Here is a 12,950-nt window from a genome sequence, read left to right on the forward strand (position 1 = left end):
CCCTGAGAACGCGCCCCTGAGAAGCCGGGGCTGTGCCCCTCGGCTTTTCGGCGCGCGGCTCCCGGGGGTGGGGAAAACCCCCCTCTCCAGACGCCGACCCGCTCCATGGTTCCGGCAGCCGGGGGACAGCAAGGTGGAGGTACGACATCGGGAATGCGGGACAGCGGAGGCGGGCGACGGTGATGGCCATGGAGTACGGGGACGAGTACGGGAGTTGGGGCGAGGAGCGGCGGCGTCGGGTGCCGGCCGGGTTGCGGGCGCCGTTCGAGGCGCGCAGCTGGCGGGAGTACGGGTACGTGCTGCTGGGGCTGCCGATCGGGATCCTGCTCTTCACCTACGCCGTCACGATGGTGTCCGTCGGTGCCGGGCTGCTGATCACGTTCCTCGGGGTGCCGGTGCTGGCGGCGGGGCTGGCCGGGTGCCGGGCGTTCGGCGCACTGGAGCGGGCGCGGGCGCGTGTGTTGCTCGGGGTGGACGTGGCCGCGCCGGAGCCGCTGCGGATGCGGGGGCGCGGGGCGATGGCGTGGATGGGCGCGGTGCTGCGCAGCGGGGCGTCGTGGCGGCAACTGTTGTACGCGGTCGTGCAGTTCCCGTGGTCGGTGTTCTCGTTCGGGGTGGCGTTGGCCTTCTGGACGTACGGGTGGGCGCTGCTGACGTATCCGCTGTGGTTCTGGGTGTTCCCCGTGTGGGTCGGGCAGGACGGGTTGCAGCTGTACGGGGACGAGACGCACTCCGTGTATCTGGACAACCCGTTCGAGGTGACCGTGACCGCGCTGGTCGGATTGCTCTTCACGATGGCCACGCCGTGGATCGTGCGGGGTCTGACGATGGTCGACCGGGGCATGGTGGTGACGCTGCTGGGGCCGTCTCGGCTCGGGGCGCGGGTCGTCGAGCTGGAGTCGGACCGGGGGGTCGTGGTCGACACGGCGGCGGCCGATCTGCGGCGGATCGAGCGGGACCTGCACGACGGGGCGCAGGCCCGGCTGGTGGCGCTGGCGATGGATCTGGGGCTGGCGAAGGAGAAGCTGGCGGAGGATCCCCGGGCGGCGGCGGTGATGGTCGACTCGGCGCACGGTGAGGTGAAGACCGCGTTGCAGGAGCTGCGGGATCTGGCGCGGGGGATCCATCCTGCGGTGCTGACCGACCGGGGGCTCGACGCCGCGCTGTCGTCAGTGGCCTCGCGGTGTGCGGTGCCGGTGGTGGTGGAGGTGGACCTGCCGACGCGGCCGGCGCCGGCGATCGAGGGGATCGCGTACTTCACGGTGTCCGAGCTGCTGCAGAACGTCAGCAAGCACGCGGGGGCTTCTCGGGTGACCGTGGATGTGTGGAAGGTCGAGGACCGGTTGATGTTGCAGGTGATCGATGACGGGGTGGGTGGGGCGGATGCGGGGGGTGGGGGCGGGTCCGGGTTGGCGGGGCTCGCTGAGCGGGTCGGGGCGGTCGATGGGGTGCTGGTGGTCGACTCGCCGGCCGGGGGGCCGACTCGGGTGACGGCGGAGTTGCCCTGGCGGGCGGCCTGAGGGGGGCCCTGCGGGCTGCTGGGGTGGGGGGCGCCTCTTCGCCGGGGGCGCCCTCTGTTGTGGGTGCGTTGGGGTAGGGGGTGCCTTGGGGGTTGTGGGTGGGTGTGGGTTCGTTGGGGTTGTTCGCGCAGTTCCCCGCGCCCCTGGGGGGGGTGGGTGCCTCGGCGCCGTGGGTGGGTGCCGGTTCGTGGGGGTTTTCGCGCAGTTCCCCGCGCCCCTGGGGGGGTCGGTGCCTCGGCCTTGTGGATGCGTGCAGGTCCGTTGGGGTATTCGCGCAGTTCCCCGCGCCCCTTGACGGTCGCGCAGTTCCTGCGGCCCTTGAAGTTCGCGCTGTTTCCCGTGCCCGTTGAAGTTCGGTGGCCTCCCCGCGTTCTTTGAAGATCGGTGGCCTCCCCGCGTTCCTTGAAGATCTCGTAGTTCCCAGCGCGCCTTAAAGAGGGCGCGGGTGCGTGTGTTCAGGGGGTGTCGGGTCTGGGTGGGCTCGTGTGTTTGGGGGGGTGAGGGCGCCCCTGTTCCACCCCTGTTTCCTTGGCTCTGTGGGGACTGGGCGGCCGGATGCTGGGATGCTGGGGAGTGTCGCGGTACCGGGTGCAGTGGGGGGAACAGGCGTGGAGGACAGGGTGCGGGTGGTCATCGCCGAGGATTCGGTGCTGCTGCGGGAGGGGCTCACGCGGCTGCTGACCGACCGGGGGCACGACGTCGTCGCGGGGGTCGGGGACGGGAACGCCCTGATCAAGACGATCACCGAGTTCGCGGCGCAGGGCGACCTCCCGGACGTCGTCGTCGCCGATGTGCGGATGCCGCCGACCCACACCGACGAGGGCGTGCGGGCCGCCGTACAGCTGCGGAAGTCGTACCCGGAGCTGGGCGTGCTCGTGCTGTCGCAGTACGTGGAGGAGCGGTACGCCACCGAGCTGCTCGCGGGGTCCAGCCGTGGCGTCGGGTATCTGCTGAAGGACCGGGTGGCCGAGGTCCGGGAGTTCGTCGACGCCGTGGTGCGGGTGGCGCGGGGCGGTACGGCGCTGGACCCGGAGGTGGTCGCGCAGCTGCTCGGGCGGAGCCGGAAGCAGGACGTGCTCGCGGGGCTCACCCCTCGGGAGCGTGAGGTGCTGGGGCTGATGGCGGAGGGGCGGACCAACTCGGCGGTCGCCCGGCAGCTGGTCGTCAGCGACGGGGCCGTCGAGAAGCACGTCAGCAACATCTTCCTGAAGCTCGGGCTGTCCCAGAGCGACGGGGACCACCGACGGGTACTAGCAGTGCTCACCTATCTGAATTCATGATTATCTGACACCGTGTCAGGTGAGGGCTCCCGATTCCTCCTCTTCCGTCGCCCGTCCGGCCTCCGGGTGGACTTCGAGGCTTTCGTCGGCCTCGCCGACGTAGGGTTGGTCTTGGGAGGGCCGTCGGGTCGGCCGTTCCCGGACAGCCGCCTCAAGGGAGGTCCAGTTCAGTGACCAGCCAGGTCAGCAGCCCAGCGGAGCAGGCCGACGAGTCCGCTCTGGGAGAACTGAGGGAACAGCGCAATCCGGCGGGACCGAAGGACGTCAGGCGACTCGATCGGGTGATCATTCGGTTCGCCGGGGACTCCGGTGACGGTATGCAGCTCACCGGCGACCGCTTCACCTCCGAGACCGCCACCTTCGGCAACGACCTCTCCACCCTGCCGAACTTCCCCGCCGAGATCCGCGCCCCCGCCGGCACCCTGCCGGGCGTCTCCAGCTTCCAGTTGCACTTCGCCGACCACGACATCCTCACCCCGGGTGACGCGCCCAACGTGCTCGTCGCGATGAACCCCGCCGCTCTCAAGGCGAACATCGGGGACGTGCCGCGCGGCGCGGAGGTCATCGTCAACACGGACGAGTTCACCAAGCGGGCGATGCAGAAGGTGGGGTACACGACCAGTCCGCTGGAGGACGGGTCGCTGGACGGGTACAGCCTGCATCCGGTGCCGCTGACCACCCTCACCGTCGAGGCGCTCAAGGAGTTCGACCTCAGCCGCAAGGAGGCCGAGCGCAGCAAGAACATGTTCGCGCTCGGCCTGCTGTCCTGGATGTACCACCGGCCGACCGAGGGCACCGAGAGGTTCCTGGCGGCCAAGTTCGCCAAGAAGCCGGAGATCGCGGCCGCCAACCTCGCCGCCTTCCGCGCGGGCTGGAACTTCGGGGAGACCACCGAGGACTTCGCGGTCAGTTACGAGATCGCCCCGGCGACCCAGGCCTTCCCGGTGGGGACGTACCGGAACATCTCCGGGAACCTGGCCCTGTCGTACGGGCTGATCGCGGCCTCGCGGCAGGCGGATCTGCCGCTGTACCTGGGCTCGTACCCGATCACGCCGGCCTCGGACATCCTCCACGAGCTGAGCCGGCACAAGAACTTCGGGGTGCGGACCTTCCAGGCGGAGGACGAGATCGCGGGCATCGGGGCCGCGCTGGGGGCCGCCTTCGGGGGGTCTCTCGCGGTCACGACGACCTCCGGGCCCGGTGTGGCGCTGAAGTCGGAGACCATCGGGCTCGCCGTCTCGCTCGAACTGCCGCTGCTCGTCGTCGACATCCAGCGCGGCGGGCCGTCGACCGGGCTGCCGACCAAGACCGAGCAGGCCGATCTGCTCCAGGCCATGTACGGGCGCAACGGCGAGGCCCCGGTGCCGGTGGTCGCGCCGCGTACCCCGGCCGACTGTTTCGACGCGGCCCTCGAGGCGGCCCGGATCGCGCTGACGTACCGCACGCCCGTGTTCCTGCTGTCGGACGGCTACCTGGCCAACGGCAGCGAGCCCTGGCGCATCCCCGAACTCGACGAACTGCCGGATCTGACCGTGCAGTTCACCCAGGGCCCCAACCACACACTGGAGGACGGCACCGAGGTCTTCTGGCCGTACAAGCGCGACCCGCAGACCCTCGCCCGGCCGTGGGCCGTGCCGGGGACGCCGGGGCTGGAGCACCGCATCGGCGGCATCGAGAAGCAGGACGGCACGGGCAACATCTCCTACGACCCGGCCAACCACGACTTCATGGTGCGCACCCGGCAGGCGAAGATCGACGGGATCGACGTCCCCGACATCGAGGTCGACGACCCGCACGAGGCGCGCACGCTGGTGCTGGGCTGGGGGTCGACCTACGGACCGATCACCGCGGCGGTACGGCGGCTGCGGACGGCCGGGGAGTCCATCGCGCAGGCCCATCTGCGCCACCTCAACCCCTTCCCGCGCAACCTCGGCGCGGTGCTGCGGCGTTACGACAAGGTGGTGATCCCCGAGATGAACCTCGGGCAGCTCGCCACGCTCGTACGGGCGAAGTACCTGGTCGACGCCCACTCCTACAACCAGGTGAACGGCATGCCGTTCAAGGCGGAGCAGCTCGCCACGGCTCTCAAGGAGGCCATCGATGGCTGAGAGGTCCACGGAGACCGCCGGCACGGGCGGCACGATCGAGGCGCTCTCCCTCGTGCCCAAGGCCACGGCCCGGCAGTCCATGAAGGACTTCAAGTCCGACCAGGAAGTGCGCTGGTGCCCGGGCTGCGGTGACTACGCGATCCTCGCCGCCGTCCAGGGCTTCATGCCCGAACTGGGGCTGGCCAAGGAGAACATCGTCTTCGTCTCGGGCATCGGCTGCTCCTCCCGCTTCCCGTACTACATGGACACGTACGGGATGCACTCCATCCACGGGCGGGCGCCGGCGATCGCGACCGGGCTCGCCACCTCGCGGCGCGACCTGTCCGTCTGGGTGGTGACCGGTGACGGGGACGCGCTGTCGATCGGCGGCAACCATCTGATCCACGCCCTGCGGCGCAATGTGAACCTGAAGATCCTGCTCTTCAACAACCGGATCTACGGTCTGACGAAGGGGCAGTACTCCCCCACCTCGGAGGTCGGCAAGATCACCAAGTCGACGCCGATGGGATCGCTGGACGCGCCCTTCAACCCGGTGTCGCTGGCGATCGGGGCGGAGGCGTCGTTCGTGGCGCGGACCGTGGACTCCGACCGCAAGCACCTGACGGAGGTGCTGCGGCAGGCCGCCGCCCACCCGGGCACGGCGCTCGTGGAGATCTACCAGAACTGCAACATCTTCAACGACGGCGCCTTCGAGGTCCTCAAGGACCGGCAGCAGGCCGAGGAGGCCGTGATCCGGCTGGAGCACGGCCGGCCGATCCGGTTCGGCGCGGACGGCGCGCGGGGTGTCGTACGGGACGAGGCCACCGGTGATCTGAAGGTGGTCACCGTGACCCCGGAGAACGAGTCCCGGATCCTGGTCCACGACGCGCACGCGGAGTCCCCCACCACGGCGTTCGCGCTGTCGCGGCTGGCCGATCCGGACACCCTGCACCACACGCCGATCGGTGTCCTGCGGTCCGTCGAACGGCCCGTCTACGACACGCAGATGGCCGACCAGCTGGACTCCGCCATCGACCGGTTCGGCAAGGGCGACCTCTCGGCACTGCTGGCCGGCGGCGACACCTGGACGGTGGTCGGCTGAGCGGCGGCCGACCGGGCGGGACGAGCGGGCGGCGAGGCCCGGGGCGGTTCAGCCCCGGGCCTCGCCGTACGTCCGCCGGGCAGCGTCGTACGTTCCCCGGGCCTCGTCGTACGTCCGCCGGGCTTCCTCCACGGCGTCCATGCGGTCCTTCGTCCAGAGCGCGAGGCCGCGCACCTGTTCGGCGGCCTCACGGCCGAGGTCGGTGAGGGAGTAGTCGACGCGGGGCGGGATGACGGGCTTGGCGTCGCGGTGGACGAGGCCGTCGCGCTCCAGGGTCTGGAGGGTCTGGGTGAGCATCTTCTCGCTGACCCGGCCGATGGCGCGGCGCAGCTCGCTGAAGCGGTACGACCGCTCCAGCAGCTCGATCAGGACGAGGACGCCCCAGCGGCTGGTGACGTGCTCCATGACGAGGCGGTGCGGGCACATCCCCTCGGGGCCCGTCTCGTACTTGCTCGCGGGCGGCGACACCTTGCTTACGGCCATGCCAGTAGCTTACTTCAAAGTGGGTACTTTCGAATAGTTAGTGCACCTCCTAGGGTGAGTCTCGCACCCGCCCCCTGGAGGAGTTCCACCATGAGCATCGTCGTCACCGGAGCCACCGGCCACCTCGGCACGTTCGTCATCGAGGGCCTGCTGGAGAAGGTACCGGCCGAGCAGATCACGGCCGTCGTCCGCAGCGAGGAGAAGGCCGCCGGATTCGCGGCGCGTGGCGTGAAGATCGCCGTCGCCGACTACAGCGCCCCCGAGACCTTCGACGGTCTCCTCGCCGCCGGCGACAAGGTGCTGCTGATCTCCGGCAGCGAGGTCGGCGCCGACCGGGTGGGCCAGCACAAGGTCGTGATCGACGCCGCCAAGGCCGCGGGGGTGGCGCTCCTCGCTTACACCAGCGCGCCGGGCAGCCTGACGGCCGCGCTCGCGGACGATCACCGGGGCACCGAGGAGGCGCTGCTCGCGTCCGGGCTGCCGTACACCCTGCTGCGCAACGGCTGGTACCACGAGAACTACACCGAGCAGCTCGCGCCGGTGCTGGAGCACAACGCCGTCACCCACGCCGCCGGTGAGGGCCGGGTCTCCTCCGCGGCCCGCGCGGACTACGCGGCCGCCGCCGTCGCCGTGCTGACCGGCGAGGGCCACGAGAACCAGACGTACGAGCTGGGCGGCGACACCGCGTGGAGCTTCGGCGAGTACGCGGCCGAGCTGAGCGCGCAGACCGGCAAGGAGATAGCGAACAACCCCGTCCCCGGCGAGGTGCTCACCGGCATCCTGACCGGCGTCGGGCTCCCCCCGTTCCTCGCCGAGATCCTCGTGGGCGTCGACGCGTCCGTGGCCAAGGGCGAGCTGGTGGTCTCCTCCGGCGACCTCTCCCGCCTCATCGGCCGCCCGACCACGCCGATCGCCGAGTCGATCGCGGCGGCGCTGAAGGCGTGACCGGGCGGGGCTGAGGCTCCGACAGGGCTGAGCCTTGGCGGCCCTGAGCCTCGGACGGACCTGACCTCAGACAGGGCTGAGCCTCGTCCGGACCTGAGCCTCGGACGGACCTGGGGCGTGCGCCGTGGCCGAGTGCCGTCGGTCCGTGCCCCGAGCATCCCTGGCCGGCGCCCCGGACTCCCCCTCTGGGCGCCTCACCCCCGGCTGTCATGACCGTATGCCGATACGGGCATGACAGGCGGGGGTGCTCGGCGTTACCTTCGGGAGGGTCGAGGGGTCGGGGTCGCGGCGGTGCGGCCGGGCAAGGAGGAGGGGCCGTGGCGGCGCAGTCGAGGGGCGAACACCGGATAGGGCTGCTGAACGGCTTCGCCGCGTACGGGATGTGGGGGCTCGTCCCCCTCTTCTGGCCCCTGCTGAAGCCCTCCGGCGCGGTGGAGATCCTCGCCCACCGCATGGTCTGGTCCCTCGCGGTCGTGGCCGTCCTGCTGCTGGTGCTGCGCCGCTGGTCCTGGGCCGGTGAGCTGCTGCGACAGCCGCGCAGGCTCGCCCTGATCACCGTCGCGGCGGCGGTGATCACCGTGAACTGGGGCGTGTACATCTGGGCCGTCAACACCCACCAGGTGGTCGAGGCCTCCCTCGGGTACTTCATCAACCCGCTCGTCACCATCGCCATCGGCGTCCTGCTGCTGAAGGAACGGCTGCGGCCCGTCCAGTGGACGGCGGTCGGCGTCGGCTTCGCGGCCGTCCTCGTTCTCACGATCGGCTACGGACGGCCGCCGTGGATCTCCCTCTGTCTCGCCTTCTCCTTCGCCACGTACGGGCTGGTGAAGAAGAAGGTCAACCTGGGCGGCGTGGAGTCGCTCGCCGCCGAGACCGCGATCCAGTTCCTGCCCGCGCTGGCCTATCTGGTGTGGCTGGGGTCGCGCGGGGACGCCACCTTCGGCCCCGAGGGGACCGCGCACGCGCTGTTGCTCGCCGCGACGGGACTGGTGACCGCCCTGCCGTTGGTCTGCTTCGGCGCGGCCGCGATCCGGGTGCCGCTGTCCACGCTGGGGCTGCTGCAGTATCTGGCGCCGGTGTTCCAGTTCCTGCTGGGTGTCCTGTACTTCGGCGAGGCCATGCCGCCCGAGCGGTGGGCGGGCTTCGCGCTGGTGTGGCTGGCGCTGTCCCTGCTGACGTGGGACGCGCTGCGGACGGCGCGGGTGGCACGCAAGCGGCTGGAGGAACTGAGCGTCGTCGCGGACCCCGTCGAGGCGCGAACCCCGCTGGCCAAATAGCACCCTTGACGGAGAGTCAGTCCCGCCCGCACCATCCAGGCACCTCATTCACCGGGTTCGCCATGGACACATCAATAGTGCGTCCGGGGCGGACCCATGGAATTCGGAGCCCCCCACCCATGAAGCTCTCTGTTCCAGTCACGGGACGCACCGCCGTCGCCGCCGCCGTCACGGTGGCCACGCTGTTCACCACCGGTTCCATAGCGGGGGCGGCCCCCGCCCCCGACCGGGCGGCCGCCGCTCCGGCCGCGACGATCGCCGCGGCGCCCGACCTGCCCGTGGCCAACGTCAAGGCCCACCTGACCCAGTTCCAGTCCATCGCCGCGGCCAACGGCGGCAACAGAGCCCACGGCCGCGCCGGCTACCTCGCGTCGCTCAACTACGTGAAGGGCAAGCTCGACGCGGTCGGCTTCACCACGACCGTGCAATCCTTCACGTCCGGCGGACGCACCGGCTACAACCTGATCGCGGACTGGCCGGGCGGAGACACGAACCAGGTTGTCATGGCCGGTTCACACTTGGACAGTGTCTCCTCGGGCGCGGGCATCAACGACAACGGCAGCGGGTCCGCCGCCGTGCTGGAGGCCGCGCTGACCGTGGCCCGCACCGACTACCAGCCCACGAAGCACCTCCGGTTCGCCTGGTGGGGCGCGGAGGAGCTGGGTCTCGTCGGGTCCCGCTACTACGTCAACAACCTCTCCTCCGCGAACCGGGCCCGCATCAGCGGCTACCTCAACTTCGACATGATCGGCTCGCCGAACCCCGGGTACTTCGTCTACGACGACAACCCCGTCATCGAGCAGACCTTCAAGGACTACTTCGCGGGCATCGGCGTCCCGACCGAGATCGAGACCGAGGGCGACGGCCGCTCCGACCACGCGCCGTTCAAGAGCGCCGGCGTTCCCGTCGGCGGGCTCTTCACGGGGGCGAGCCGGACGAAGACCGCCGCGCAGGTCGCCAAGTGGGGCGGTACGTCCGGCCAGGCCTTCGACCGCTGCTACCACTCGTCCTGCGACAACACGGCCAACATCAACGACACGGCGCTCGACCGGAACGGGGACGCGCTGGCGTACGCGGTGTGGGAGCTGTCGGAGTGAGGCATCCGGCGCGTGGCGTACCGGGTGGTGACGCCCGGTAGGTAGGCCCGGGTGGTTGTCGTTCCGGGGTCGGCCGGCGGTGGGGAGCGCCGCGGTCGGCCCCGTTTGTGTGTGTGGCGGCAGGTCAGAGTGACCGGCGGTGGGTGGGAGCGGGGTCGGGGGCGGGGGGCGACGGGCGGGTCACGGCTGAGGCGCGGCGGGCCGTGAGGGCGTGGGCGTGTGCCGGGGTCGCGGTCGTCGACCTGAGCCGGGACGCGACCGCGGTGGGCATGCCGGTGCCGTGGGCGAGGTCGGCGGCCACGGCGGAGCGGAGCGCGCCGAGCCGGGCCAGCCGGCTGGTGCGTCGCTCCGGGGTGAGCGCTCCGATGTCGACGCTCAGCGCGGCGCGGACGGCTCCGGGGTGCGTCGGGATGGGGGCGGCACCCTTCGCGGGGGTGCGGGAGGGGTCGAGACCGGCGGAGCGGAGGGCGACGGCGCGGGCGCTCCAGGGGGCGACCGCTCGGGGCGCCGGCGTACGACGGTGAGGGGTGCCGGGGGCTCGGGGAGCTCCGGGGGCGCCGTGCTGGGTGGGCGGTGCTGGGGTCGACCGGTCGAGGGTGCGCCAACTCAGGGTGCCGGTCAGCTCGTTGACGGTCACCTCGACCTTGGGGCGGAGGGCGGGGCGGTGTTCGGGGGGCGCCGCGGAGGCGGGGGAGCGATCGCGGGCCGCTCGGGAAAGGCCGGTGGGGCGGTCGGGCGCGGGGGTGGGCCGGTCGGGTCTGTCGGTGGGCCGGTCTGGTCCGCGGGTGGGCTGGTCGTGTCTGTCGGTGGGGCGGTCGGGTGCAGGGGCGCGGCGGTCCGGCTCACCAGTGGGGCGGTGAGGTGGTCCGTCGAGTTGGTGGCCGGGGAGGCGTCGGTGGCTTCGGGTGGGGTCACTGGCCATGGGCGTAGGGGGCGGAGTCGAGGGCGCGGGCCCGGTCGGTGAGGCGGGTCATGCGGGTGCGGGCCTTCTCCAGCTGCTCCAGGTCGTCGGCGGCGGGGCCGGCGTCCGCGGCGAGGTCGGTCCAGACGGCGATCAGGTCGCGGCCCAGGTGCAGCCCCTGGAGCGGGTCTCGGACCGCGCGCCAGGCGGCCGCCGCGCTCTGGATGTTGCCGTACGCGGCCCGCTGGTCGCGCATGCGGTGGCGGAGGCCGGCGAGGTCGAGCGACAGATGGAACGAGCGGAGGGCGTCACCGGCCAAGTAGGCGATGTAGGCGGTGAGTTCGCGGAGCTTCAGGACCTCGGGGTGCTGGGGGCCCAGCGCCACCGTCGCCTGTGCGACCGTCTGCTCGGCCATCTCCGCGGCTTCCTGGATGCGGCCCAGTTTCACGGCCTCGTTGATGCGCGAGACGGCCTCCGCGAACGGTGACGGGGTGCCGCCGTCCTCCTCCGGGTCCAGCACCGCCTCGGCCACCGCGTCGAACTCCCGTACCGGCGCGGGCTTCGGCGCGTCGTCCTCCTCCAGCACCTTCCACTCGGGGGCGGAGTAGGCGTCGGACGCGGACTCCTCCGGAGGAGCCGGCGTGGAGAGGGGTGCGAGCTCCGGGGTGGGCGTGGTGGCGGGCGGCGCCTGGACCGGCATCGGGGCCGGAGTCGGAGTGGGGGGCCAGGGCTGGGGCTCCAGCGAGACGGGCCCGGACTCCGGGGCGGGCCCCGAGGACGGCATGTGCGTCGACTCCGGGGCGTGCGGGTGCGCCGGCTCCTGGGCCGGGACGTCCGTCGGTGCCGCGGGCCACGGCTGCGGGTCAAGGGCGGCCGGGTCGGCCGGGGCCGTGAGCGGGCCGAACTCGCCGGTCGGGGGTGAGACCGTGCCGGCGGCCCGGGCGGTGTCCTGGGCGGGCTCGGGAGCCGAGGTCCGGGCTTCCGAGTCCACCGGGACGCCGGGGAGGGTGAGGGGCAGGTCCGGGGTGAGGGGCAGGTCCGGGGTGCGCGGCGGCCGCGCCAACGGGCCCTCCGTCGGTTCCGGCACCGCGCGCAGCACGAACGTCGACGGAACGACCCCGCCCGACGCCTGCTGCGACGCGTCGCCCTGCGCGCCCCGCTTCTCCTTCGCCGCCGTGAGCGGCATCGTCCGCGGCTCGCGCTTCACGGGCGGCGCCGGCTCGGCGGGGGTGGGGGCCGCCGACTTGTGGTCGGGGGCGTGCGAGGGTTCGGAGACGGGCGCGTGTGCGGGTGCGGGTGCCGGTTCGGGGGTCTGTGCGCGGATGGGCGCGGGCTCGGGAGCGTGCGCCGGTTCCGGCGTGTGCGCGGGCTTCGCCGCCGACAGAGGAAGGGTGCTCGGCTCCCGCTTCGGGCGCTCGGGCTCGGGTGTGGGGGTGAACGGCTCCGTCGTGGGTGCCGGTTCGCTCGCCGCCAACCGCATCGTGCTGGGCTCCCGCCTCGGCTGCCCCTGCGGGTGCGCCTGCGACTCCGGCCGCGCGTCCGGCCGTACATCCGCCTGGACGGACGGCTGCGGCTGCGGCTGCGGCTGCGGCTGCGGCTGCGGCTGCGGGCGATGCTCGGGGTGGGCCGGCGCCTCCGGCATCGCCTGCGGCTGCCACTGCTGCTGGGCCTCGGCCTGGGGCGGGACCTGGGCAGGGGCCTGCGCGACCGACTGCCAGTTCGGGTCCTGGTGCGGGTGTGGCGTGGAGTGGGTCTGCGGGGTGTGCGGAACGCCCTGCTCGGCCGGGAGTGCGCCCGTGGCCGCCGACTCCGGTACCGCGCGCAGGACATGCGTCGACCTGTCGCGGCGCGGGGCCGCGGACGGTGTCGGGGCCGACGCCGGCGCCGGAGCCGAGGTGGGCGGTTCCGGTGCTGACCCGCTCCCCGGCTGTGCCACGAACCCTTGCGGCTCGCCCACCCGTACCGGCTCGCCGGCGTAGTGGCTGGAACCGTCGACGTGGATCTGCAAGGGGACGACGTAGCCGATGCGTTCGTCGTGGACCGTGGCGAGGACGGGGTGACCGGTGGCGAGGGCCAGCCGGTGGAGGTAGTCGAGGGCGGCGGTCTGGAAGGACTCCCCGGCGGCCGGCGGCACCGGCATGCCGCCGACCGTCGCACCGGCCTCGGCCGAGACCCGTACGTCGATCGGGGTGAGCCCGGCCGGCACGCGTCCCGCGCGCTTGAGTTCCCGCTTCTGTTCGCGGCTGAGTCGAGTCATC

At 72.2% G+C, this 12,950-nt stretch carries 10 protein-coding genes; 7 read left to right on the forward strand and 3 right to left on the reverse strand.

Annotation, left to right across the window (positions count from 1 at the left end):
• Nucleotides 1–182: 182 nt before the first annotated feature.
• From ACZ9QC_RS16165 to ACZ9QC_RS16180, 4 genes are all read left to right on the forward strand, one after another.
• A complete protein-coding gene (locus tag ACZ9QC_RS16165) occupies nt 183–1,520 on the forward strand; it encodes a sensor histidine kinase (RefSeq protein ID WP_472920753.1) in 1,338 nt (445 codons plus the stop codon).
• Nucleotides 1,521–2,140: 620 nt separating this feature from the next.
• On the forward strand, nt 2,141–2,800 hold the full coding sequence (locus tag ACZ9QC_RS16170; protein WP_472921705.1) for a LuxR C-terminal-related transcriptional regulator: 660 nt from the start codon (nt 2,141–2,143) through the stop codon (nt 2,798–2,800).
• A 170-nt stretch (nt 2,801–2,970) separates the two neighbouring features.
• Complete coding sequence (locus tag ACZ9QC_RS16175) at nt 2,971–4,908, forward strand: 2-oxoacid:acceptor oxidoreductase subunit alpha (RefSeq protein WP_472920754.1); 1,938 nt, start codon at nt 2,971–2,973, stop codon at nt 4,906–4,908.
• Nucleotides 4,901–5,989, forward strand: coding sequence for a 2-oxoacid:ferredoxin oxidoreductase subunit beta (locus tag ACZ9QC_RS16180; RefSeq protein WP_472920755.1), 1,089 nt, complete (start codon nt 4,901–4,903; stop codon nt 5,987–5,989). The genes ACZ9QC_RS16175 and ACZ9QC_RS16180 overlap by 8 nt, the downstream gene beginning before the upstream one ends.
• 48 nt (nt 5,990–6,037) lie before the next feature.
• On the opposite strand, the gene ACZ9QC_RS16185 is transcribed toward ACZ9QC_RS16180, so the two are convergent.
• The gene (locus ACZ9QC_RS16185) at nt 6,038–6,472 is read right to left on the reverse strand and encodes a winged helix-turn-helix transcriptional regulator (RefSeq protein ID WP_472920756.1); all 435 of its coding nucleotides are present in this window, start codon (nt 6,470–6,472) and stop codon (nt 6,038–6,040) included.
• A gap of 90 nt (nt 6,473–6,562) precedes the next feature.
• Between ACZ9QC_RS16185 and ACZ9QC_RS16190 the strand changes: the two genes are divergently transcribed.
• The 3 genes from ACZ9QC_RS16190 (at nt 6,563) to ACZ9QC_RS16200 (ending at nt 9,791) form a co-directional block, all read left to right on the forward strand.
• Entirely contained in the window at nt 6,563–7,417 is an 855-nt protein-coding gene (locus tag ACZ9QC_RS16190) for an SDR family oxidoreductase (protein WP_472920757.1), read from the forward strand.
• A 317-nt stretch (nt 7,418–7,734) separates the two neighbouring features.
• Entirely contained in the window at nt 7,735–8,694 is a 960-nt protein-coding gene (rarD, locus tag ACZ9QC_RS16195) for an EamA family transporter RarD (RefSeq protein ID WP_472920758.1), read from the forward strand.
• 119 nt (nt 8,695–8,813) lie between these two features.
• A complete protein-coding gene (locus ACZ9QC_RS16200; protein ID WP_472920759.1) occupies nt 8,814–9,791 on the forward strand; it encodes a M28 family metallopeptidase in 978 nt (325 codons plus the stop codon).
• A 124-nt stretch (nt 9,792–9,915) separates the two neighbouring features.
• On the opposite strand, the gene ACZ9QC_RS16205 is transcribed toward ACZ9QC_RS16200, so the two are convergent.
• Nucleotides 9,916–10,428 (reverse strand): hypothetical protein, encoded by a 513-nt coding sequence (locus tag ACZ9QC_RS16205; protein WP_472920760.1) that lies wholly within the window; start codon nt 10,426–10,428, stop codon nt 9,916–9,918.
• 274 nt (nt 10,429–10,702) lie between these two features.
• Entirely contained in the window at nt 10,703–12,949 is a 2,247-nt protein-coding gene (locus ACZ9QC_RS16210) for a tetratricopeptide repeat protein (protein WP_472920761.1), read from the reverse strand.
• Nucleotide 12,950: the final 1 nt, after the last annotated feature.

Source organism: Streptomyces sp. HUAS MS02, from assembly GCF_055702265.1.

What these genes read in the sequence shown, in the direction of transcription:
- ACZ9QC_RS16165 (WP_472920753.1), top strand. Translation starts at nt 183, where the DNA reads ATGGCCATGGAGTACGGGGACGAGTACGGGAGTTGGGGCGAGGAGCGG.
- ACZ9QC_RS16200 (WP_472920759.1), top strand. Translation starts at nt 8,814, where the DNA reads ATGAAGCTCTCTGTTCCAGTCACGGGACGCACCGCCGTCGCCGCCGCC.
- ACZ9QC_RS16190 (WP_472920757.1), top strand. Translation starts at nt 6,563, where the DNA reads ATGAGCATCGTCGTCACCGGAGCCACCGGCCACCTCGGCACGTTCGTC.
- ACZ9QC_RS16185 (WP_472920756.1), bottom strand. Translation starts at nt 6,472, where the DNA reads ATGGCCGTAAGCAAGGTGTCGCCGCCCGCGAGCAAGTACGAGACGGGC.
- ACZ9QC_RS16180 (WP_472920755.1), top strand. Translation starts at nt 4,901, where the DNA reads ATGGCTGAGAGGTCCACGGAGACCGCCGGCACGGGCGGCACGATCGAG.
- ACZ9QC_RS16210 (WP_472920761.1), bottom strand. Translation starts at nt 12,949, where the DNA reads ATGACTCGACTCAGCCGCGAACAGAAGCGGGAACTCAAGCGCGCGGGA.